Annotated in this window: 19 protein-coding genes; 9 read left to right on the top strand and 10 right to left on the bottom strand. The window is 60.5% G+C overall.

Annotated features, from left to right (window positions below):
* Window positions 1-8: 8 nt before the first annotated feature.
* The 3 genes from J7399_RS05155 to J7399_RS05165 form a co-directional block, all read right to left on the bottom strand.
* A complete protein-coding gene (locus tag J7399_RS05155) occupies window positions 9-1100 on the bottom strand; it encodes a DUF2235 domain-containing protein (protein WP_209065222.1) in 1092 nt (363 codons plus the stop codon).
* Window positions 1075-3372 carry a xanthine dehydrogenase family protein molybdopterin-binding subunit gene (locus tag J7399_RS05160; protein WP_209084479.1) on the bottom strand — a complete coding sequence of 766 codons (2298 nt, stop codon included), beginning with the start codon at window positions 3370-3372 and terminating at the stop codon, window positions 1075-1077. The genes J7399_RS05155 and J7399_RS05160 overlap by 26 nt, the downstream gene beginning before the upstream one ends.
* Window positions 3373-3506: 134 nt before the next feature.
* Window positions 3507-4397 (bottom strand): LysR family transcriptional regulator, encoded by an 891-nt coding sequence (locus J7399_RS05165; RefSeq protein WP_209084481.1) that lies wholly within the window; start codon window positions 4395-4397, stop codon window positions 3507-3509.
* Window positions 4398-4498: 101 nt separating this feature from the next.
* Between J7399_RS05165 and J7399_RS05170 the strand changes: the two genes are divergently transcribed.
* The 4 genes from J7399_RS05170 (at window position 4499) to J7399_RS05185 (ending at window position 9961) form a co-directional block, all read left to right on the top strand.
* On the top strand, window positions 4499-5359 hold the full coding sequence (locus J7399_RS05170) for a phytanoyl-CoA dioxygenase family protein (protein ID WP_247742727.1): 861 nt from the start codon (window positions 4499-4501) through the stop codon (window positions 5357-5359).
* Between the two features lie 26 nt (window positions 5360-5385).
* The gene (locus J7399_RS05175; RefSeq protein WP_209084805.1) at window positions 5386-6012 is read left to right on the top strand and encodes an HD domain-containing protein; all 627 of its coding nucleotides are present in this window, start codon (window positions 5386-5388) and stop codon (window positions 6010-6012) included.
* Window positions 6013-6358: 346 nt separating this feature from the next.
* A complete protein-coding gene (locus tag J7399_RS05180; protein ID WP_209084483.1) occupies window positions 6359-9493 on the top strand; it encodes a valine--tRNA ligase in 3135 nt (1044 codons plus the stop codon).
* Window positions 9494-9634: 141 nt separating this feature from the next.
* The gene (locus J7399_RS05185; RefSeq protein WP_209084484.1) at window positions 9635-9961 is read left to right on the top strand and encodes a DUF1992 domain-containing protein; all 327 of its coding nucleotides are present in this window, start codon (window positions 9635-9637) and stop codon (window positions 9959-9961) included.
* Window positions 9962-10094: 133 nt separating this feature from the next.
* Here the strand turns inward: J7399_RS05185 and J7399_RS05190 are convergent, their stop codons facing one another.
* Window positions 10095-10886 carry a crotonase/enoyl-CoA hydratase family protein gene (locus tag J7399_RS05190; RefSeq protein ID WP_209084485.1) on the bottom strand — a complete coding sequence of 264 codons (792 nt, stop codon included), beginning with the start codon at window positions 10884-10886 and terminating at the stop codon, window positions 10095-10097.
* A 120-nt stretch (window positions 10887-11006) separates the two neighbouring features.
* On the opposite strand from J7399_RS05190, the gene J7399_RS05195 reads away from it, so the two are divergent.
* The gene (locus tag J7399_RS05195) at window positions 11007-12113 is read left to right on the top strand and encodes a pyridoxal phosphate-dependent aminotransferase (protein WP_209084807.1); all 1107 of its coding nucleotides are present in this window, start codon (window positions 11007-11009) and stop codon (window positions 12111-12113) included.
* Between the two features lie 72 nt (window positions 12114-12185).
* Window positions 12186-12380 (top strand): hypothetical protein, encoded by a 195-nt coding sequence (locus tag J7399_RS05200; protein ID WP_209078563.1) that lies wholly within the window; start codon window positions 12186-12188, stop codon window positions 12378-12380.
* Between the two features lie 3 nt (window positions 12381-12383).
* On the opposite strand, the gene J7399_RS05205 is transcribed toward J7399_RS05200, so the two are convergent.
* Window positions 12384-13580 (bottom strand): aminotransferase class V-fold PLP-dependent enzyme, encoded by a 1197-nt coding sequence (locus tag J7399_RS05205; protein WP_209084486.1) that lies wholly within the window; start codon window positions 13578-13580, stop codon window positions 12384-12386.
* 200 nt (window positions 13581-13780) lie between these two features.
* Between J7399_RS05205 and J7399_RS05210 the strand changes: the two genes are divergently transcribed.
* Window positions 13781-15655 carry an ABC transporter ATP-binding protein gene (locus J7399_RS05210; protein ID WP_348539432.1) on the top strand — a complete coding sequence of 625 codons (1875 nt, stop codon included), beginning with the start codon at window positions 13781-13783 and terminating at the stop codon, window positions 15653-15655.
* Here the strand turns inward: J7399_RS05210 and J7399_RS05215 are convergent, their stop codons facing one another.
* Entirely contained in the window at window positions 15656-16345 is a 690-nt protein-coding gene (locus J7399_RS05215) for a TIGR04283 family arsenosugar biosynthesis glycosyltransferase (protein ID WP_209084487.1), read from the bottom strand. It lies immediately after the preceding gene.
* 73 nt (window positions 16346-16418) lie between these two features.
* On the opposite strand from J7399_RS05215, the gene J7399_RS05220 reads away from it, so the two are divergent.
* On the top strand, window positions 16419-17162 hold the full coding sequence (locus J7399_RS05220) for a folate-binding protein YgfZ (RefSeq protein WP_209084488.1): 744 nt from the start codon (window positions 16419-16421) through the stop codon (window positions 17160-17162).
* Window positions 17163-17167: 5 nt separating this feature from the next.
* Here J7399_RS05220 and J7399_RS05225 read toward each other — a convergent pair whose 3' ends face one another.
* Both J7399_RS05225 and efp read right to left on the bottom strand, forming a co-directional pair.
* Window positions 17168-17641 (bottom strand): GNAT family N-acetyltransferase, encoded by a 474-nt coding sequence (locus J7399_RS05225; protein WP_209084489.1) that lies wholly within the window; start codon window positions 17639-17641, stop codon window positions 17168-17170.
* 80 nt (window positions 17642-17721) lie between these two features.
* Window positions 17722-18285: an elongation factor P gene (efp, locus tag J7399_RS05230; protein ID WP_209065234.1), complete on the bottom strand. Its 564-nt coding sequence runs from the start codon at window positions 18283-18285 to the stop codon at window positions 17722-17724.
* 219 nt (window positions 18286-18504) lie between these two features.
* Between efp and J7399_RS05235 the strand changes: the two genes are divergently transcribed.
* Window positions 18505-18825: a DUF6280 family protein gene (locus J7399_RS05235; protein ID WP_209065235.1), complete on the top strand. Its 321-nt coding sequence runs from the start codon at window positions 18505-18507 to the stop codon at window positions 18823-18825.
* Between the two features lie 185 nt (window positions 18826-19010).
* Here the strand turns inward: J7399_RS05235 and J7399_RS05240 are convergent, their stop codons facing one another.
* On the bottom strand, window positions 19011-20009 hold the full coding sequence (locus J7399_RS05240) for a hypothetical protein (protein ID WP_209084839.1): 999 nt from the start codon (window positions 20007-20009) through the stop codon (window positions 19011-19013).
* Window positions 20010-20079: 70 nt separating this feature from the next.
* Window positions 20080-21498 carry a TolC family outer membrane protein gene (locus J7399_RS05245; RefSeq protein WP_209084490.1) on the bottom strand — a complete coding sequence of 473 codons (1419 nt, stop codon included), beginning with the start codon at window positions 21496-21498 and terminating at the stop codon, window positions 20080-20082.
* Window positions 21499-21530: the final 32 nt, after the last annotated feature.

Raw genomic sequence — 21530 nt, forward strand, 5'->3', positions numbered from 1 at the left:
CGCGGGGCTTAATCCTGCGCCGCAAGCGTACCTTGCTGCTCCGGCAGGCGCGCCTTGGTGTCACCTGCATTCACGAAGGGCTGCGCCGTTGGGTGAATGCTTTCTGAGCGATCCGCGCTGACCAGACGCCGCGCCCGAAACAGGAAAAACTTGCCCCAGTGCCGCCAGGTGCCAACGGAGGGCGCATGCGGGTCCATGATAAAGCGATCCCGCCAGCCGTCCGGCAGCTTCAAATCGCACATCTCCAGCCGCTCAAGCATCCAGACCAGCGGGATATTGGCCAGCGGGCGCGCCTCCTCAAACGCTCCCAGCTGGCCGCCAATGTCGCCATGGGAGCCGCGAAACCAGACCTGTTCGATCCGCGCGTCCCAGCGGGTGGGACACATCCACATTTCCGGCTCAAACACCTCGCGAGTTTCATCCAGCGCTAGCGCCTGAAAGCCGTGGCGCACGATTGGTGACAGATGGTGGTTGTGAAAGGCATGGCGCCGCTCGGTGAACCGCCACAGCAGCGGCACCCGCGCGCCCAGCGCCTTGACCGTGTCCCAGACGCCGATCATCTCGATGTCGACGCTCTCGTGGCAATGGGCCTGCGCAAAATCGGCGGCGGCGGCGCTGTCAGGCGTCAGCTCATAATGACGATAGGCGGTGCGGATATTGCGCTCTGTGGCGCAGCTTGCTTTCAGCAGCCCCACCCGGTCAATCACGCCCGCAAGCGAGCGCACCGCAAATGCGCCGCGCGAATAGCCCATCAGAAAGATCCGGTCGCCGGGGCGATAGCGGCTGGCGAGATAGCCATAGGCGCGGCGGATTTGGCGGTTGATCCCGCGCCCCATCATCACATCCAGCGTCTGACGCCAGCTGTGCCACTGCACCCCCGCCTCATAGTAAAGCGACACGCCGGCGCCCAGCTCCTGCAACAGGCGGTAGGTGCGTCCGGCGTTGGTCTCCTCTCCGTCCATCAGAGAGGACATGGTGCCATCCAGAATAATCACATGGGTGACAGGGCCGCGACGCGGGGCCGTGGGCGAGTGGCGGGCCGCAAATTTACCGGCCAGCCAAGAGGTTATGCGTTCATGCAGCCGTATCTTGTGCCTCATTCAACATTTGCCAGACGCGGTGCGGCGTAAACGGCATATCCGCCTGACGCACGCCGCGCTCCCAGAGCGCATCCTGCACCGCATTGGCCGCTGCGGCCATGGCCCCAACCGTGCCAGCCTCACCACAGCCTTTCATACCCATGATATTGGCGGTCGAAGGCACGGCCTCCGTGGTAAAGCCAATCATCGGCACATCGCTGGCGCGCGGCATCGCGTAATCCATGAAGGTGGCGGTCAACAGCTGACCTTCCTCATCATAGACCACATGCTCCATCAGCGCCTGACCAATGCCCTGGGCCACGCCACCGTGGACCTGCCCTTCTGCAAGCATCGGATTGATCAGATTGCCAAAGTCATCCACCACAGTGTAGCGCTCCAAAGTCACCTGACCCGTTTCGGGGTCGACCTCGACCTCCGCCAGATGCGCCCCGTTGGGGAAGCTGCGCGCGGGCAGCGTTGTGCGTTCTTCATGCACCATCAGATCAGTGCGCCCATCCGCGCGCGCCATCTCTGCCGCCTCAAGGAAGGTCGGATGTAGATTAGAGCCTTCTGCGCGGAATTGCTCATCATCAAATGTCACGTCCTCGGCATCCACACCCATCTTCTCTGCAAGATACGGGGTAAATGCTTTAATCATGGTTTCCACGGTCGCCAGTGTCGCAGTATTTTGCACCGTCACAGAGCGCGAGCCGCCGGTGCCGCCGCCCTGTTTGATCCGATCGCTGTCGCCCTGCACCACCTCAATGAGCTCGGTCGGGATGCCGGTCTGATCACTCAGGAACTGGGCGTAAACCGTCTCATGGCCCTGCCCGTTGGATTGTGTGCCCACATAGATCGAGACCGTGCCATCCTCATTGAACTCCACCCGCGCGCTTTCGCTGGGGTCACCAAGGATACTTTCAATATAGTAACACAGCCCCGCACCGCGCAACTTGCCCGCAGCCGCGCTGGCCGCCTTGCGCGCGGCAAAGCCTGCCACGTCGCCAAAGGCTTCCATCCGGCTCAGCACACGGTCAAAATCGCCAACGTCATAGGTTTCATCCGTGGCGCTTTTATAAGGGAAAGCCGCATTCGGGATGAAGTTGCGCCGCCGCAGCTCCCAGCCGCTCACGCCCAATTCCCGTGCCGCGCGGTCCATCAGCCGCTCCAGCGCATAAATCGCTTCCGGCCGCCCAGCGCCGCGATAGGCATCCACAGGCGTGGTGTTGGTGTAGATCCCATCAACTTGCAGCCAAGTGGTCTGCACATCATAGACGCCCATGAGAACACGGCTGAACAATGTGGTCTGGATCGCTTGGGCAAACTGCGAGTTATACGCCCCCATATTGGCGGTGGTTTTCACGCGATAGGCGGTGGCTTTGAGGTTTTCGTCAAACGCCATCTCCACCAGCGAGGTCAGATCGCGCCCGGCATTGTCAGACAACATCGCCTCGGTGCGCTCCGCCATCCAGCGCACAGGCTTGCCAACCACGCGCGCCGCATGCGCAATCACCAGAGGCTCCTGATAGATCATGCCTTTCATGCCAAAACCGCCGCCGGTGTCGGGGTTGGTGACCCGCACATTGGCCGTATCGATTTTCAGCGCGCGCGCCACTTCGTTTTTTGGCCCCCAGACGCCCTGACCATTGTTGGCCAAATGCACCTTATCGCCATCCCATTCCGCATAGGCGCCGCGCGGCTCCATGGAGTTCACGATGATGCGGTTGTCGCCCACCTCCAGGCTGACCACATGCGCCGCCTTCGCAAAGGCTGCCTCGGTTGCGGCCTCATCGCCAAGCCCCCAGTCAAAGGCGAGGTTGTCTGAGGCTTCCTCATGCAGTTGTTCTCCGCCACGCGCCAGCGCGATATGTGCCGGGCGGTCTTCATAATCAAACAGGATCATCTCGGCCGCGTCACGCGCCTGATCCAGCGTTTCCGCCACAATCACCGCCACCGGCTCGCCAACATAGCGCACACGCCCATTTGCGAGCAAAGGGCGCTCCGGTTTTGCGCCCATGCTGCCGTCGCGGTTTTTGACCTGTGTGCCGGGCAGAGTGGCGTCGAGCCCAGCGGCCACCAGATCGGCTTGGGTGAGCACACAGGCCACGCCTTCCACCTCTCGCGCATCCGCCACATCCAGTTCCGTGATATCCCCATGCGCCACAGGGGAGCGCAGGAAATAAGCGTGCAAGGCCCCCTCCGGCGCGATGTCCTCAACATACTGACCCTGGCCTGTCAAAAACCGTGTGTCCTCGACCCGTTTGACCGGCTGACTCTTCCCGAACTTTTCCATGGCTGGCTGCTCCCTGCGCGTGGCTCCAGAGGTGACTGTATCGCCCCGCCCGCCCGTGTCCAGCCCATGTTACGCACGACGACGTTGCGACCGTCACCATATTGTGAGGCAATCTGCGCGTCGGGCAAGACGGCTCAGTCCCAGCCCTGCGTGGCCACCCAATCCAGCAGCCAGTCGCGAAACTGACGCGCCGGTTTGCGCAATCCACGCAGATCCTCATAGATCAGGTGATAGGCTTGTGAGCCACGCACACAAAAGCCCTCCAGACAGGGCTGCAAGCCCGCGCCGCGCATCTCGCCATCGCTCGCCGGGGCGCGCGCCAAGGCGATCCCGCGCCCTTCACGCGCCATCGACATGGCCATAATCGTGCTGTCGGCAAACACCATGCGCCCAGCGCCCGGCCGTACCCGCGCCTCCTCCAGCACCTGCCGCCAACCGGAGCGATGGGTGCCCACCTCAATCAACGGCCATTGCAGCAAATCGCCGGGCTGTGAAATCTGCGCGGCGATCTCCGGCAGGGCCACCGGGAACAGCCATTCCCCCATGATCCGGTCACTTTCGGCCCCGTAAGCGTGCGGATTGCCGAAGATGATTTTCAGATCGCTGAACCCGCTCTGCAGATCTCGCGCGGAATTGCCGGTGCTCAGCATGACCGAGACACCGGGATGCTGCGCCTCAAAGTCCTTCAACCCCCGTGCCAGAATGCCATGGGCAAAGATCAGAACACACTGCAGGTAAAGCCCCTGTTCCCGGCTCTGGCCAAAAATGCCTTCTGTGGCCTCCTCCAGCGTCATCAGCGCCTGCTGCACCGGCGGCAGATAGGCTCGACCCGCCTCTGTGAGCTGCACTGAATGGGCATGGCGCTCAAACAGCGGCGCGCCGAGTTTTTCCTCAAGGCTGCGCACCTGCTGGCTCACCGCCGCCGCCGACATATTGAGCTGCTCCGCCGCCCGCGCAAAGCTCTCCGCCCGGGCTGCTGCCTCAAACACCCGCAGCCAGTTCAGTGATGGCACCCGTTTCTGCATGGATCGAGCATAAGAAAAACTTAGCCTCCCCGTCCACAACCATCATGCTGCGATTTTGCCCCCTCTGCGTATCGTTTTGGAAAGCAGCCACGGGAGGCCCCATGCCCAAAGACACCCTCAGCCAGCATCAACAGAGCCAATATTGGGACGACGGATACCTCTTCCCGCTGGATGTCATGCCCGCCGCCGAGGCCGAGGAGTGGCGCGCAGAGCTCGAAACCATCGAGCGCGACTGGCTCACCGCCAACCTGCCGCTGCCGCTCAACAGCTACAAACGGGTGAACAGCCATGTGGTTTTGCCCATGGCCGCGCGCCTCGCTTCTGATCCGCGCGTGCTTGATATCGTCGAGAGCGTGCTTGGCCCCAACATTCTGGTCTGGAGCGCGGAGTTCTTCATCAAGGAATCCAAAACCGAGGCTTTTGTCTCCATGCACCAAGACCTGACCTATTGGGGCTTGGGTGAGATTGACGGGCTGGTGACCGCGTGGATCGCGCTCTCGCCTGCCACAAAGGCCTCAGGCTGTATGGAGTTTGTCAGAGGCAGCCACAAGAACCCGATCCTGCCGCATACGGACACCCACGGCGCGGACAATCTGCTGTCGCGCGGACAGGAAATCGCCGTGGACATCCCTGACGCAGACCGCACTGCCATCGAACTCCAACCCGGCCAGATGTCTTTGCACCACGGCCTCACAATCCACGGCTCCGGCCCCAACAGCGCCGATGACCGCCGCATCGGCTTTGTGATCCGCTACATCCGCCCGGAAATCGCCCAACAGGTGGCCGACAAAGACTACGCCATGTTGGTGCGCGGCGTCGATCGCATTGGCAACTTTATCCATGTTGCGCCACCACCGACACTTTTTGCACCAGAGGCCGTAAACCTTTACGAAGAAATCAGAACCGCCCAAGCCGCCGCCCTCATGAAAGGCAGCAAAGACACCAAAAGGCTCTACGGATGACACAGCCCCCCAAACAGGCACCCAAAATGGACAAAGTGGCCTTCACCCAGATGAAAGACGGCACCAAAGAGGAATATGAATTCCTCAACGCGCTGGAAATTGACCACACCAAACACACGGCCGACCGGCTGATGAAGGCGTTGGTGGAGCTTGATGAAAGTCTGTCAGGCTATCAGATCACACGCCTTGGCCATTCCCTGCAATCCGCCACCCGCGCCTGGCGCGACGGCGCGGATACGGATTGGGTTGTCGCCGCTCTGCTGCATGACATTGGCGACATCTACGCGCCTTACAATCACGACGAATACGCCGCCACGATCCTCAAACCCTTTGTCAGGGAGCAGTGCAAATGGGTGGTGGAGACCCATGGCGATTTCCAGATGGTCTACTACGGCCAGCATCTGGACGGCTACGACCAGAACAAACGCGAGCGCCACCGCGGCCATCCCTATTTTGAGGACAACGAAGTGTTCTGCGAACGCTGGGATCAGGCCAGCTTTGATCCGGAGTATGACACGCTGCCGCTGTCGTTCTTTGCCCCGATGGTGCGCGAGGTCTTTGACCGCCCCGCCTATGACCCCGCGGTGATCCGCCCCGGCGAGCGCGTGCCGCTGACCGATGCCGCCATCGCTGCCGAGCGCGCGGATGCTTAGGGCAGCGCATTGGGTATTTTTGACCTGTAAGAAGAGCGCGCCCGCCCCAATAGCTGAAATCAGCACATGAGGCGGGCGACTTCTCACAGGTGCGGCCATCGGCTCCCCAGCCTGTACCGCCCCAAAATGCTCGCCGCTTATGGTTAATAAAGCCCTACCTGCTTCTTACAGGTCCTAAATACCCATTGCGGCGCAGAGGACCCAAATCATGCGATTGCGGCTCTTAAAGCCCCATATCAACAGCCTTCTCGCAATTCTCCCCGCTTCGCGCTTCCCCTTTGCCTGCGCTTTCGCTAGAGACAGGTCCGATTGATAAACGGCCCGACCGACAAAAGGGATCAGACCAATGGCGATGGAAAAGACCTTCAACGCAGCCGAAGCCGAAGGCCGGCTCTATGACGCATGGGAAAAAGCAGGCTGCTTCACCGCAGGCGCAAATGCAAAGCCCGGGGCCTCCACCTACTGCATCATGATCCCGCCGCCCAACGTGACCGGCGTTCTGCACATGGGCCACGCGTTCAACAACACGCTGCAGGACATCCTGATCCGCTGGAAGCGCATGCAGGGCTTTGACACGCTCTGGCAGCCGGGCACCGACCACGCGGGCATCGCCACCCAGATGGTTGTGGAGCGCAAGCTGGCCGAAACCCAGCAACCCTCCCGCCGCGAGCTGGGCCGTGAGAAATTCCTTGAGAAGGTCTGGGACTGGAAAGGCGAAAGCGGCGGCACCATCGTGAACCAGCTCAAGCGCCTTGGCGCGTCTTGTGACTGGGACCGCGAAGCCTTCACCATGTCCGGCGCACCCGGTGCGCCTGCGGATGTGGCGGGCGGCAACTTCCACGACGCGGTGCTGAAAGTCTTTGTTGAGATGTACAACAAGGGTCTGATTTATCGCGGCAAACGCCTCGTGAACTGGGACCCGCATTTTGAAACCGCGATTTCCGATCTCGAAGTGGAGAACATCGAAGTCGCAGGCCACATGTGGCACTTCAAATACCCGCTCGCGGGTGGCGCCACCTACACCTACGTCGAGAAGGACGAGGACGGCAATGTCGTGCTGGAAGAAGAGCGCGACTACATCTCCATCGCCACCACACGGCCTGAAACCATGCTGGGCGACGGCGCTGTGGCCGTGCACCCGTCTGATGAGCGCTATGCGCCGATCATTGGCCAGCTCTGCGAGATCCCGGTTGGACCGAAAGAGCACCGCCGCCTGATCCCGATCATCACCGATGAATACCCGGACAAAGACTTCGGCTCCGGTGCGGTGAAAATCACCGGCGCGCATGATTTCAACGACTATCAGGTCGCCAAGCGCGGCGGCATCCCGATGTACCGCCTGATGGACACCAAAGGCGCCATGCGCGCGGATGGCGAAGACTATGCCTCTGCCGCCACCCTTGCGATGGCTGTGGCCAAAGGCGAACAAACCCTCACCGAAAATCAGGCCGACGCGGTCAACCTCGTGCCAGACGAGCTGCGTGGGCTGGATCGCTTTGAGGCGCGCAAACTGGTGGTCGAGCAGATCACATCAGAAGGCCTCGCCGTGACCTTCACAGAGACCTACGTCGATGAGGAAGGCCATGAGGCCACCCGCGAGGTGCCGATGGTCGAAAACAAGCCGATCATGCAGCCCTTTGGCGACCGCTCCAAAGTGGTGATCGAGCCGATGCTGACCGACCAGTGGTTTGTGGACGCCGAAAAGGTTGTCGGCCCGGCGCTGGATGCGGTGCGAAACGGCGATGTGAAGATCCTGCCAGAGAGCGGCGAGAAAACCTACTACCACTGGCTGGAGAACATCGAGCCCTGGTGCATCTCGCGCCAGCTGTGGTGGGGTCATCAGATTCCGGTTTGGTATGGCCTTGATCTGTCCGCAGAGGACTTCAAAGACAACGAGACCAATGGCGCGCTCGATCTTGTTGAAATGGGCCGTTTGCTCGGCGAAGGCGGCATGCTGCACCGGGGCAATGTCATGCACTGCGCCGCAAGCTTTGACGATGTCGCCGCGCAGTTCCTGGACGACAACGCCAACATTCCGGCTCCGCTGAACAACGCCAAAGTGGTTGAAGTGGCGGACAAACACGAAGCCATCCACATGCTGGCCGAAAGCCTCGCGCAATATGTGGTGGATCAGGACCCGCTCAAGCTGGTTTTCCCGGTCTGGCGCGACCCTGACGTGCTCGACACTTGGTTCTCTTCTGGCCTCTGGCCCATCGGCACGCTGGGCTGGCCTGAGCAGACCGACGAGCTGGCAAAATACTTCCCGACCTCCACGCTTGTCACCGGGCAAGACATCCTGTTCTTCTGGGTTGCGCGCATGATGATGATGCAGCTTGCTGTGGTCGATCAGATCCCGTTTGACACCGTCTACCTGCATGGCCTTGTGCGCGACGCCAAGGGCAAGAAGATGTCCAAATCCACCGGCAACGTGATGGACCCGCTGGAGATCATTGATGAGTACGGCGCCGACGCGCTGCGCTTCTCCTCGGCCGCCATGGCGGCTCTGGGCGGCGTGCTGAAACTCGACATGCAGCGCATCGCAGGCTACCGCAACTTCGGCACCAAGCTCTGGAACGCCGCGCGCTTTGCCGAGATGAACGGCGTGTTTGAAGACGGTGTGACCGCCTGGAGCCGCGAAACCCTCAGCCAGACCGCAAACCTCTGGATTGTCGGCGAAACCGCAAAGGTGCGTGAAGAGGTCGATGCGGCTCTGGAAAGCTTCCGCTTCAACGATGCCGCCAGCGCGCTTTACGCCTTTGTCTGGGGCAAGGTCTGTGACTGGTATCTGGAATTCTCCAAGCCGCTCTTCTCCTCAGAGGACGCCGCAGCGGTGGCTGAAACCAAAGCCACCATGCGCTGGGTCATCGACCAGTGCCTGATCCTGCTGCACCCGATCATGCCTTTCATCACCGAAGAGCTCTGGGGCAACCTTGGCGACCGCGCCAAGATGCTGGTTCACGCCGATTGGCCGACCTACACGGCTGCAGAGTTTGTCGACGCCAAAGCAGACCGCGAGATGAACTGGGTGATCTCCGTGATCGACAACATCCGCTCCGTGCGTGCCCAGATGGGCGTGAACGCAGGCGCAAAAATCGATGTGGTTGTGAGCGAGATCACCGAGGAAAACCGCGCCGCGTTTGCCGCCAACCAGGCGCTGATCTTCAAGATCGCGCGTGTGGTGTCGCTTGAGGAAGTGGCGGCGTTCCCGAAAGGCACCGCAACCGTGGCGGTCGATGGCGCAACCTTCGGTCTGCCGCTGGCCGACATCATCGACATTGATGCGGAAAAAGCACGCCTTGAGAAGGGTCTTGGCAAGCTGGCCAAGGAACTTGGCGGTCTGCGCGGGCGTCTGAACAACCCCAAATTCGTCGCCTCCGCGCCGGATGAGGTGGTGGAAGAAGCCCGTGAAAACCTCGCCGCGCGCGAGGCCGAGGAAGCCAAGATCAAAGGCGCTCTGGCCAAGCTCGCAGAGTTGGACTGAAGCACTTTGCGTTTTACGTGAGACAAGAGGATCGCTTTTCCCGTTCGACCGAATGGGAGAGGCAGGGAACAAGCGATTCAAGTCTAACGCAAAGTGCTCGGAGCCCTTTAAAATCAGACGGATCATGCCTATTGTCTGGGCATGATCCGCAGCTTTTCAGACCTCATCGAACGTCAGATCAAAAAGGCTCAGGCACAGGGCCAGCTGAGCGGTCTTGAGGGCGAAGGCAAACCGCTCCCCAAACGTCATGACGGTGAGGATGCCGCCACCTCTGTTGGCCATTCCATCATGGCGCGCGCAGGCGTCCTGCCCCGGGAATTCAAACTCAAAGAGGCGCTTGAGGCGGCCAAACAGGACTGGCAGCAAGCCGCGGATCCTGCGGAGAAAAAGCGCCTGATGGCAAAAATCTCCGAGCTGGAACTGGCCTATAACATCGAACGCGATGCCTACCGCAAGTTCCTGAAGTAGCCCTTAGGCTTTCTCATTCGTCAAATATCCCGGGGGTATGGGGGCTGGCCCCCATGTGATCATTGCCCCTGATCACTACACCGGCTGGCTATGCTGCAAAGCTTGCGTACAAAACCAGCCGCACGTCCCGCGCTTATTTAAACACCGGTGCCCGTTTCTGCAGGTTGGCGGCAATCACCTCCATCTGATGCGGCTTGCCCATCAGCGTGGTCTGCACGCGGCTTTCCTCCAGCAGCATAGCATCCTCATCCGCCGCGTGGGTTTCGGCAAACCCGATCAGCGCTTTGGCTGCGCGAATGGCCGAGGGGCTTTTGCCTGCGATCTCCTCAGCAAGCGCCAGCGCTGCGGCCAGCGGATCGTCGACCACCTCGGTCACCAGCCCCCAGTCAGCGGCCTGCGCCGCTTCAAACGGGGTCGCGGTGTAGGTCAGCTTGCGGATCACATCGGAGCGGGTGAGCTGCGGCAAAAGCACCATGCCACCCATATCCGGCACAATGCCCCATTTCATTTCCATCACAGACATCTTCGTGCCCGGCGCGGCAAAGCGCACATCCGCGCCCAGCGCGATCTGCAGCCCGCCACCATAGGCCACGCCCTGCAGCGCGCAGATCACCGGCACCGGCAGCTTGCGCCAGACCATGGCCACCTGCTGAAACAGATTGCTGTTTCCAAAGCGGCGCGGCATCAACAGCTCTTCCGGATCCTTGCCCGCCATCGCCCCAAAGGACATCACATCAAGCCCCGCGCAGAAGGCCTTGCCTTCGCCTGAGAGCACCACCACACGGACGTCCTCGTTGTCCATCAGGCTCTCGCCCGCAGCCGCAATGGCCTCCAGCATCTCCGGATCCAGCGCATTCATTTTATCTCCGCGCGTCAAGGTCACGCGGGCTATGTGGTTCTCAATCTCTACAGAAACGCGGGCCATGCTGCTCTCCTCCCAAAGGCAATACTTGCCATACACTCCGATGCGCTCCGGCAAAAATCCACCCTGACGTGAGGGCAATTCCCCTTGTCCCGCATAAGCATATGCGGCACCTTCCGCGCCATGACCGGACCTCGCTATACCAAATTGGCCCAAGGCCTGCCCGCCACCGTTCCTTTTGTCGGCCCCGAAGCGCAGGAGCGCGCCATGGGCCATGCCTTTGCCGCCCGCATGGGCGCCAATGAAAATATCTTTGGCCCTTCTCCCAAAGCCATTGCCGCCATGGCACAGGCAACAGATGGCATCTGGATGTATGGCGATCCGGAAAGTTTTGAGCTGCGCCACGCGCTGGCGGCCCATCACAAGGTCGGCGCCGACAACATTGTGGTTGGCGAAGGCATCGACGGGTTGCTTGGCTATCTGGTCCGCCTGCTGATTGAGCCGGGTGATGCGGTGGTCACATCGCTCGGGGCTTATCCCACCTTCAACTACCACGTGGCAGGCTTTGGCGGCGTGCTGCACGCGGTGCCTTACAAAGACGACGCGGAAGACCTGCCTGCGCTGCTGGCCAAGGCGGCGGAAGTGGACGCAAAGCTTGTCTACTTCGCCAATCCCGACAACCCGATGGGCAGCTGGTTCAAAGGCACTGACATCGCCGCACATTTTGACAATATCCCAGAAGGCTGCCTGCTTCTGCTCGATGAAGCCTATGTGGAGCTGGCGCCGGACGGCACCGCCGCCCCTGTGGAGATCGAGGACCCGCGCGTGATCCGTATGCGCACTTTCTCCAAAGGTTACGGCATGGCCGGTGCCCGTGTGGGCTATGCCATGGGGGCCAAGGATCTGATCCGCGCCTTTGAGAAGATCCGCAATCATTTCGGCATGAACCGCGCCGCACAAGCCGGGGCGCTGGCCGCACTTGAGGACAACGGCTGGCTGCAATCCACCTGTGACAAGGTTGCGGCCGCGCGGGCTGAAATCACCCGCATCGCTGCCGCGCATGGCCTGAAGGCTCTGCCCTCAGCGACCAATTTTGTCACCATAGACTGCGGCCAGGATGGCGCCTTTGCCAAAGCGGTGCTTGAAGGCCTCGTGGCGCGGGGCATCTTTGTGCGCATGCCGTTTGTGGCGCCGCAAAACCGCTGTATCCGCGTCAGCTGCGCCCCTGCCGAGGATCTGGCCCTGTTTGACGCCGCCCTTGGCGAGACCCTGTCGGCACTTTCCGGCTAGCCCGCCCTGTTCACGAATATTTTCCTATGGCGCGGGCAATCTCGGGGTAGTCTGTCTGTAGGAGAATGCACAATGTCAGGTCCGGTACAGTCTGCACCGAACTACACCAACGCCGCGCTGGTCATGGGGTTTGTGAACCTCATGTGGGTCTTTGTTCTGATCTTTATTCTCTGGGGAATGCCCGCAGTTATGGTGCTGGCCGTGATTTTGAACGCCGGCATTGATCGGCTCGCGCGCCGCAAAGACCGGCACGCGCCCAGATCGTAAGCTTCAGGCCTCAGCAATCACCTTGGCCGCCGCCTCCACCCCGCCCGGCCCGTGGGGAATGTCCAGCGCCATCATGCCCGCCTGCACTGTGGCCAACATCCCCATGATCATTTGGGCATTCACATGCCCCATATGGCCAAATCGGAAAAAGCCGTCGCTTTGCGGATCGTCATCGGTGGCCATGCCAAGCCCGATGCCAAGCGTCAGACCAGCATTGTCCTGACACCAACGGCGCAGGCGCGTGCCGTGCTCCGCACCAATCTGCAAAGAGGTCACGGCGGTGCTGCGATCCTGCGCCTGCGCGACGTTCAGCGCCAGCGGGCCACCTGCCCCCCAGGCCTCACTCGCCGCCCAGATTGCACGTGCCAAAGTTTCATGGCGCTGCCAGACATGCTCCATGCCTTCGTCCATCAGCATATCGAGCGCCACCCGCAGACCATAAAGATGATGGGTCGGCGCAGTACCGCAGAAATGCTGGTAGTAAACGTCGGGATTGACCCGAGGGGCCCAATCCCAATAGCGGCTCACGCGTTTCAGTTCCGCACGGCGCGCCGCGGCCTTTTCGTTGAAGAACACAAACCCCATGCCCGGTGGCACCATCAGCCCCTTTTGGGACCCCGCCACCATCACATCCACGCCCCAGGCGTCCATCTCAAAACGGTCACAGCCCAGAGAAGCAATGCAATCCACCATCAAAAGCGCCGGATGCCCGGTCGCGTCCATGGCTTTGCGCAGCGCAGGCACGTCGCATTTCAGGGATGTGGATGTGTCCACATGGGTGACCAGCACCGCCTTGATTTCGTGAGAGACGTCAGCGGCCAGCGCCTCGGCCACTCGGGCCGGATCAATCGGGGACTGGCGGCCAAAGTCGATCACCTCGGCCTCCGCCCCAAGACCAACCGCCATTTCTCCCCAGCCATGGCCGAAAGTCCCTGCTGCAGGCACGAGAACCTTGTCACCTGGTTCCACAACATTGGCCAGCGACGCCTCCCAGACTGCATGGCCGTTGCCGATGTAGATTGCTGCGTGATGCTCTGTGCGCGCCACTTTCTTCAGATCGCGCAATACACCCGCGGTCAGGTCGATCAGCTCCCCCTCATAGATATTGGGGGCCGTTCGGTGCATGGCCCGCAAAACAGCCTCCGGCATCACCGATGGTCCGGGAATCGCGAGGTAGGTCTGTCCTTGTGAGAGTTGCATGGGGGTCTCCGAATAGATTCAGCGCAAACAGTATCTTGAAGTCCTGCCGCGTCAATTCCCGCGCCATCACAGTTTGTGCGACAGCCCTTCGCATTTGGTGATGCGCCCAAAGAAACGCCATCCGCATTCCCACTGGTTTCAGGTCGCGCCGCCCTGTAAAGGTCAAGACAGACAGATCACTGCCGATAAGGGCGACACACGTGACCAACACCGACGGCCAACCGCCAAAAGACAACGGCTATTTGCTTTCCTGGCTCTGGCGCAAATACCTGAAGAAGCACAAGTGGCTCTTGTTTGCCTCCGCTTTCCTGATGGCCATCGAAGGCACCTCTCTGGGTGTGATGGCCTGGATGATGGAGCCGATGTTTGACAACGCCTTTGCCGGTGAAAACGCCGATGCACTCTGGAGCGTCGGGCTTATTTTTGCCTTCATCTTCTTCCTGCGCGGCGTCACAAGCGTGGCGCATAAAACGATGATGACTGCGGCCACACAACGCTCAGCCGCGGATCTGCGTGGCGATCTGCTGGGGCGGATGATGATTCAGGACAACGCCTTTCATCAGACCCACCCGCCGGGTTACCTGATCCAACGGGTTCAGGCAGACGTGAGCGCCATAAACGGTGTCTGGTCGAGCTTCATCATGGGGGCTGGCCGAGATTTTATGTCGATGATCGCGCTTGTGGCAGTGGCCGTAAACGTGGACTGGCGCTGGACATTGGTGGCCTGCGTTGGCACGCCACTTCTGGTGATGCCCTCTCTGGCCGCCCAGCGATTTGTGCGCCGCCGTGCCCGTGAAGCCCGCGATCATGGGGCAAAGATCGCAACTTTGCTGGATGAGATTTTCCACGGCATCGTGCCGGTCAAGCTGAACCTGCTGGAGCGTTATCAGAGCGGCAAATTCAAAGACTGGACCAAACAGCTCGTGCGCGCCGAGGTCCGGTCCACATTTGGTACTTCTTCCATTGCCGGGATGATCGACATCACCGCAGGCATCGGTTTCTTCTGCGTGCTGCTTTACGGCGGCGGGGAGATTGTGGCTGGCGAAAAGACCGTGGGGCAGTTCATGGCTTTCTTCACCGCCCTTGGCATGATGTTTGAACCGCTGCGACGCCTCGCAGGTCTGTCCGGACGTTGGCAAGTGGCGGCTGCCGCCATTGAACGGCTCAAGGAACTGGTCGAAACGGAGCCCACCATCCAGTCACCCACCACACCGGTTGCGGCCCCGACAGGCGTTCCCGCCATCGAACTCAAAGACGTGCATCTCTCCTATGGCGATGTGAAAGTGCTCAACGGCACCAGCTTTGTGGCCGAGGCCGGCAAGACCACCGCCATTGTCGGCGCCTCAGGCGCAGGCAAATCCACGCTCTTTAACGTGCTGACACGTCTTGTGGATCCTCAGAACGGCCACAGCCTGATCGGCACGGTCGACAACCGCGCCATGACGCTGGCGGATCTGCGCAGCCTGTTCTCGGTGGTCTCTCAGGAAGCGGTTCTGTTTGACGACACGCTGCGCGAGAACATCGTGCTGGATCAGCAAAACGTTGATGATGCCCGGCTGGAAGAGGTGCTGAAAGCGGCTCATGTGGCGGACTTCCTGCCCAAGCTCGCTGACGGGCTCAACACACAGGTTGGTCCGCGCGGCTCCAACCTCTCTGGCGGCCAGCGCCAGCGGGTGGTGATCGCCCGCGCGCTTCTGCGCAACACGCCGATCCTCCTGCTGGATGAGGCCACCTCCGCGCTCGACACGCGCTCTGAAACCATCGTGCAGGCCGCGCTGGACAAGCTTTCCACCGGCCGCACCACCCTCGTGATCGCCCACCGCCTTTCGACCGTGCGCGAGGCGGATAAGATCGTGGTGATGGACAAAGGGATTGTGGTCGATGAAGGCACCCACGACGAGCTACTGGCCCGTGGCGGGGTCTATGCGGAGCTGCATGAGTTGCAGTTCAAAACCAGCGGCGAGACGGCTGAAGCGCGCGCGCTCAAGCCTGTGAAATCGATCGGTCAGGATCATGCGGCAGAACAGAAAACCTTTGTCGGACGGCTGTTTGACCGTCTCGCGTTCCGGCGCTGATCAGCTGCCTTTCCGGTAAGACGCCGCCAGCGTCTCCGGTTTGGCGCCCAGAAAATACCTCAGCAGCGTCAAGAGGTTGCGCCGCCCACGGCGCAGCCATCCCTGCTTGCGGTATTTCTCGGCGCTGGTTGTGGCGATCGCATCAAGACGCACCAGCCGCTTACGCCCCAAGCGCCGCGCCAAGGCCACGTCTTCCATCAATGGAATATCGTCATAGCCGCCAAGCTGTCCGTAGAGCCGCCGCGAAATCAACAGCGCCTGATCGCCATAAGGCAGGCCAAACACCCGGCTGCGCAGATTGGCCCATCCGGCCACACACCGCCCTGCAGGACCGGGCGCATCAAAGGCCAGCGTAAACCATCCGGCTTTGTCAGGCTGGCCCAGTCTGGCCTCTACCGCTTCCACCCAGTTTTCAGACAGAACCGTGTCGGCATGGACAAACAGCAACCACTCCCCCGTGGCCAACTCCCCGCCCTGACGCAACTGCCTACCGCGCGAGGGTGTGGTGCGGATGATCTTCGCCCCAACCTCATCAGCAATGGCCAGCGTCTGATCCTTAGAGCCGCCATCCACCACAATCAACTCGCGCAGAACCCCCGCGGACACACCGGCATAGAGCGCGCCCAGACAGGCAGGAAGCGCCTGTTCAGCGTTAAGCGTTGGGATAATCACACTGAGTGGAGCGCGCATTTCTTTGTCCTGCCCTGTTGCACGGCAGAAGCGCTTCTATATGAGAAGAGTACGCAAGAACAGGACGAACCGCATGACCACGCCCGCCCGCAAGATCCTCCGCCTCAACGGGGCCGACACTGAAAGCTTCCTGCAAGGGCTTGTGACCAACGATCTGGACCATCTAAGCGACGGTCTGCTCTATGCCGCGCTGCTCACGCCTCAGGGCAAATACATCGCGGATTTTTTCCTGAAACGCGACGGCGCAGACATTCTGCTGGATGCAGATGCGGCTCAGGCCCCCGCGCTGATCCAACGCCTCAGCATGTACAAACTGCGCGCGGATGTGGCGATTTCGGAAACCGACCTGCACCTGCACCGCGGTCTTGGCGACACGCCGGAGGATGGCGCGCCCGACCCGCGTGACACGGAACTTGGCTGGCGCGCCTATCGTGAGGCTGCGCAAACCGATGACACCGTAGACTGGACGGCCCTGACCGTCGCCAATCAGGTGCCAAGCACCGGCATCGAGCTTGATGGTGACAGCTACATTCTGGAGATGGGGTTTGAGCGCCTCAACGGCGTGGACTTCCGCAAGGGCTGTTATGTCGGCCAGGAAGTCACCGCCCGCATGAAGCACAAAACCGAACTGCGCAAAGGCCTCGCTCTGGTCGAGATCGAAGGCGAAGCCCCTGTGGGCACGCCAATCCTGCGCGACGGGCGTGAAGTCGGCAAACTCTACAGCCAGTCCGGCGGCAAGGCGCTGGCCTATCTGCGCTTTGACCGCGCAGGAGACGGCATGACCGCCGGAGAGGCCACCGTCACCTACAAAGGCTAGGCCGCCTAAGGCGTGAGGGTTTTCTGAAACCGGAGCGCCAGCACATGTGCCCCCTGCCCGCGCATCAGGTTCTGGGAATGGGCGTTGAAGTCATGCACGACCGATCTCCATTCCCCATAGCCCTCTTCCTGCATCCAGCGCTCCATTGCGCTGATCAGCGCCGCGCCGATGCCCTGCCCGCGACAACGCTCATCCACGCAGATCTGGTCCAGCTCCACGAGCGCGCTGGCATGCACAAACGGATTACCTTCCCGGCGGTTTGGCACCGCAAGTAAGAACCCACAGACAGCGCCAGCGTCATCTTCGGTCACAAAAAGCTGCGCGCCGTCGCGAATCTTTTCCTCAAAAAACGCTCGTGCCGCGGCCTCCGGCACCTCCGCGCAGTATTGCTCTGGGTGTTTGGCCGCGTGAATCGCCTGCACCTGCGCCGAAAGCGGCAGGATCATGCCGATCTCATCTATTGCCAAAATGCGGATCATAAAAAACCTCCGGTTGTTGGCCGGAGGTTTTTGGGTTTTGCCCCCGGCAGATTGCGCGGGGAAAAGGGTCCGTGCGCGGCTTATGCGCGCTCGGAATATTCCATGGTTTCGGTGTTCACGACGATGTCTTCGTCCTGCCCCACAAACGGTGGCACCATCACGCGCACACCATTGTCCAGCACCGCTGGCTTGAAGGAATTTGCCGCTGTCTGGCCCTTCACAACCGGCTCAGTCTCGACAATTTTGCAGGTCACTTTCTGTGGCAGTGTCGCGTTCAGCGCCTCTGCTTCATAGAACTCCACAACGATGGTCATACCATCCTGCAGGAACGGGCGACGCTCACCGAGCAACTCCGCAGAGATTTGATTTTGCTCATAAGTTTCGGTGTCCATGAAGATCAGCATACCGTCATCCTCATAGAGGAACTGCTGGTCTTTCTGCTCCAGACGCACACGCTCTACCTTGTCGGCAGACCGGAAACGCTCGTTCAGTTTGGAGCCGTTGCGCAGGTTCTTCATTTCGACCTGTGCAAATGCGCCACCTTTACCGGGTTTCACGTGGTCGACCTTGACGGCGGCCCAAAGACCCCCGTTGTGCTCCAGCACGTTGCCGGGGCGAATTTCATTTCCGTTGATCTTTGGCATGTTCAGAAACCGATAGAAAAAAGGTTGATTGAGTTGTTTCGCCTCCTATATCTGGCCAGTCGGCAGCTGGCAAGGAGGCCCGATGCGGAGCCCGATTTTTGAGCGATATGCACTTCACGCATAGAAGCTATGCAAATACAGGCTACCCGAATCGCGCGGAATGCTTCATAAGGAGCGGCACGCCGAAAAACACAAGAGCAATAACACAAGGACGACGAGATGACCGATTTCGTTGATGCAGCGGCTTACAACAATGAACAAGGCAACCGCGCCCGCAAACTCTTTGCGGCAGTTGTTTTGGCTGCGTTGGATGATGCCATTGCGGACGACAAAAAATACGGCAATGGTCCGGAGCAAATCGCGCGTTGGGCGCGGTCCCGCGACGGTCGCGAAGTGCTGTCCTGCGCCGGTATCGACCCGAACGAACGCGTGGTCGAAGGACTGATGGAATTTGTCGGCAAGGGTGTTCGCACCTCTGTTGCGTTGTCGCGTGAAGAAAGCGAACGCCGCAATGCTGCTGCTCAGGCAGAAGCTGCCTAAGGCAAGCCACGCGCTGCCAAACAAAAAACGCGCCTAAAAGGGGCGCGTTTTTTGTTTTCTAATGCCATGCACAAATGCCGAAACCGGCTGTGGTATCACTGGGATATCGCTGATTTCATCGCTGGATGAAGCAGGCAAAACATCTGCTATCTCAAGGTGCAGAAGCAGTGGTGCCCGGTTGCGGGTCAGCCCAGATCATGCGCGGCCAGCGCGCGATGGATCTCCCGCCGCACCAGCTTGCGCACATTGCGCGTGATGCGCTCACCCAGCGCGCCCTGAAGCTCCTGACGCACAATGTCTGCCACCATCTCGCGCAGCATTGCCTCGTCGATTTCAGAGGTCTCTTCCAGCGTCTCCGCCAGATCTTCGATGCCGGGCAATTCTGCGGATTGCAAGACCTCTTCATGTATCTTGCCTTCCAGATCCGCCATCATGGCCTCCGCCGCAACGACATCCTCCTCATGATGCGCCCGCTCTGCTGCTGCCATATCAATGGCGGCAACATCTTCTACGGTTTCGGCATCACGGAACTGATGAATGCGTGTTTCCAGAACTTGCTTGAAGTCAAATGGCCGATCTTCCTCGATCGGCTCCTGAGGCAGATCTGCTGCCTCGTCCGTCACCTCGGCCGCATCACCTTCGGCCTCAGCGTCCACCGTCTCTACCACATCTTCGACAGCGGAAAGCGCCTCCTCTTCGACAGCATATTCATCGCTGTCTGAGAGGGCTTCATTTGCAAAAGCCTCGATGTCGAGATCGTCTTCTGCTTCCAGCGGGGACAATGCAAAAGGGTCTTTCGGCTCGTAAGGATCCTCTTTGGAGGCCCGAACGATATCCGCATCAAAGGAAAACTCATCCGCCTGACGAGCCGACGCCAGCGTCTCCTCGCCTGCAGCCGAAGTGCTCTCTACATCAGCCTCTGGCAGGTCATCCGCTTCCGGCACACGCTGCGCCGGTGTCAACACCAGCGCCAGCGGCGTATCCGTAGCCGATGCTGTTTCGTCAGCCTCTGTCTGGGCCTCAGTCGAAGCCTCAGCCTCGCCACGAAAGGCAGACAACGGAGCGGCCGCGTCTTCAGACACATCGACCTCTCGTGCATCAACCGACCGGTTGTCAGAAACCAGTCGGCGAATGGAAGACAACACATCTTCGATTTCAGTATTTGTTACCGCGTCAGACATCATTGATTACCGCTCTTACCTCACCGCGAGTGTAACGATTGGGATTGAACGGCACAACAGATAGGAAAAATTGTTATTCTTTCCCAATGGCTCGCAGCACACGGTCCAGCTGTTGCCCCTGCTTTGAGCGCAGCGCTGGCGCGTCTTTAACCAGGTTGTAATAAGCTTCCGGATCGTAGCGCTCCACGCGCAGGTTCAGGTGATCCACTGTCAGCAGTCCCATGGAGGAAAGCACACCATAGGCCGCCACAATCTGTGTCGCCTGTGCGGTGATTCGATCTGCTTCCGCGTCGAGCAGATCCTGCTCTGCGGTCAGAACATCCAGCGTGGTACGTGCGCCCAGTTTGGCTTCCTCACGAACACCCTCAAATGCAATCCGCGCTGCATCCACCTGACGGCCGCTGGCCTGAATTTGCGAACCAGAAGCCACAAAGCGCGACCATGCCGTGCCCGCCTGCTGACGGATATTGTGGCGTGTCAGGTGCAAGGAGGCCCGCACCGCATCGCGGCGTGCCATGCTCTGGCGCAGCAGCGCTGACAGGCGGCCGCCCTGATAAATCGGGCCGGAGACCACAACACCGAAGTTTGCCCCTTCGCTGAAGTTGTCATTGTCAAAACGCTGAGTCGTGGCCACCGAGGATTCAAAGCTCAAGGACGGGTTCATGACCGCGCGCGCACGGTTCACGTTGAACTCAGCCGCCAGAATTTCGTGCTGAACGCGGCGCATGTCCGGGTGCGAGCGGATGGCCACGGCTTTGGCTTCTTCGATCGAATTGGCCGCGCTTGGCAGAGAGGTCGGGGTCACAAGATTGTTCGGACGCGAGCCGATGGCGGCTGTGTAAAATTCTTCGCTGGCTGCGAGGTCGCCCTGGGCTGCCGCCAAGGAGGCGCGCGCACCGGCAAGCCGTGCTTCGGCCAGCGCCACGTCGGTACGGGTAACTTCGCCAACCTCAAAACGGTCCTGTGCGGCCTGAAGTTCGCGCTCCAGAAGGCGCAGGTTGTTGATGCGCAGCTCAACGATTTCCTTGTCGCGCACCACGTCCATGAAAGACTGCACCGCGTCAAACAGCACCTGCTGCTCTACAGAAACCAGCGACTGGCGGGTGGCCAGCACGGTTTCCTTTGTGGCTTCCACAGCGTTTTTGGTCGCGCCGCTGTCATAGAGCAGAATGCTCGCGGAGATGCCCACAGAGCTGCTGGTCGCCCAGTCGGTGACGCGGCGGTTGCCGGTCGCACTGGAACGGTTGGCGCTGTAGTCGTGATCGATGCTGGCAGACCAGTTGATGATCGGACGCAGCAAGGCGGTGGAGGCCGCAACGTCTTCGTCGGCTGCACGCAGCAACGCACGGTTTTGCTCAAGCAGACCGCTGTGTTCATAAGCGGTGGCCAGGGCGTCTGAAAGCGTCTGCGCCTGAGCAAACCCGCTCAACCCAACGGTCAGCGAGAGCGCTAGCATGCCATGCCGGGCCGTTTTTTTGAAAGTGTGGAACATTGTTGCTGCCTCTTTTTCTGTCCGCGCAAGGT

The organism is Shimia sp. R9_1 (assembly GCF_017743775.1).
GTDB lineage: Bacteria > Pseudomonadota > Alphaproteobacteria > Rhodobacterales > Rhodobacteraceae > Shimia.

Excerpts from the sequence above, each read along its gene's own strand:
- J7399_RS05155 (WP_209065222.1), bottom strand. The coding sequence starts at position 1,100 with ATGAGGCACAAGATACGGCTGCATGAACGCATAACCTCTTGGCTGGCC.
- J7399_RS05175 (WP_209084805.1), top strand. The coding sequence starts at position 5,386 with ATGGACAAAGTGGCCTTCACCCAGATGAAAGACGGCACCAAAGAGGAA.
- J7399_RS05160 (WP_209084479.1), bottom strand. The coding sequence starts at position 3,372 with ATGGAAAAGTTCGGGAAGAGTCAGCCGGTCAAACGGGTCGAGGACACA.
- J7399_RS05240 (WP_209084839.1), bottom strand. The coding sequence starts at position 20,009 with ATGATGTCTGACGCGGTAACAAATACTGAAATCGAAGATGTGTTGTCT.
- J7399_RS05245 (WP_209084490.1), bottom strand. The coding sequence starts at position 21,498 with ATGTTCCACACTTTCAAAAAAACGGCCCGGCATGGCATGCTAGCGCTC.
- J7399_RS05235 (WP_209065235.1), top strand. The coding sequence starts at position 18,505 with ATGACCGATTTCGTTGATGCAGCGGCTTACAACAATGAACAAGGCAAC.
- J7399_RS05205 (WP_209084486.1), bottom strand. The coding sequence starts at position 13,580 with ATGCAACTCTCACAAGGACAGACCTACCTCGCGATTCCCGGACCATCG.
- J7399_RS05215 (WP_209084487.1), bottom strand. The coding sequence starts at position 16,345 with ATGCGCGCTCCACTCAGTGTGATTATCCCAACGCTTAACGCTGAACAG.
- J7399_RS05165 (WP_209084481.1), bottom strand. The coding sequence starts at position 4,397 with ATGCAGAAACGGGTGCCATCACTGAACTGGCTGCGGGTGTTTGAGGCA.
- J7399_RS05195 (WP_209084807.1), top strand. The coding sequence starts at position 11,007 with ATGACCGGACCTCGCTATACCAAATTGGCCCAAGGCCTGCCCGCCACC.
- efp (WP_209065234.1), bottom strand. The coding sequence starts at position 18,285 with ATGCCAAAGATCAACGGAAATGAAATTCGCCCCGGCAACGTGCTGGAG.
- J7399_RS05225 (WP_209084489.1), bottom strand. The coding sequence starts at position 17,641 with ATGATCCGCATTTTGGCAATAGATGAGATCGGCATGATCCTGCCGCTT.
- J7399_RS05185 (WP_209084484.1), top strand. The coding sequence starts at position 9,635 with ATGATCCGCAGCTTTTCAGACCTCATCGAACGTCAGATCAAAAAGGCT.
- J7399_RS05180 (WP_209084483.1), top strand. The coding sequence starts at position 6,359 with ATGGCGATGGAAAAGACCTTCAACGCAGCCGAAGCCGAAGGCCGGCTC.
- J7399_RS05220 (WP_209084488.1), top strand. The coding sequence starts at position 16,419 with ATGACCACGCCCGCCCGCAAGATCCTCCGCCTCAACGGGGCCGACACT.
- J7399_RS05200 (WP_209078563.1), top strand. The coding sequence starts at position 12,186 with ATGTCAGGTCCGGTACAGTCTGCACCGAACTACACCAACGCCGCGCTG.
- J7399_RS05170 (WP_247742727.1), top strand. The coding sequence starts at position 4,499 with ATGCCCAAAGACACCCTCAGCCAGCATCAACAGAGCCAATATTGGGAC.
- J7399_RS05190 (WP_209084485.1), bottom strand. The coding sequence starts at position 10,886 with ATGGCCCGCGTTTCTGTAGAGATTGAGAACCACATAGCCCGCGTGACC.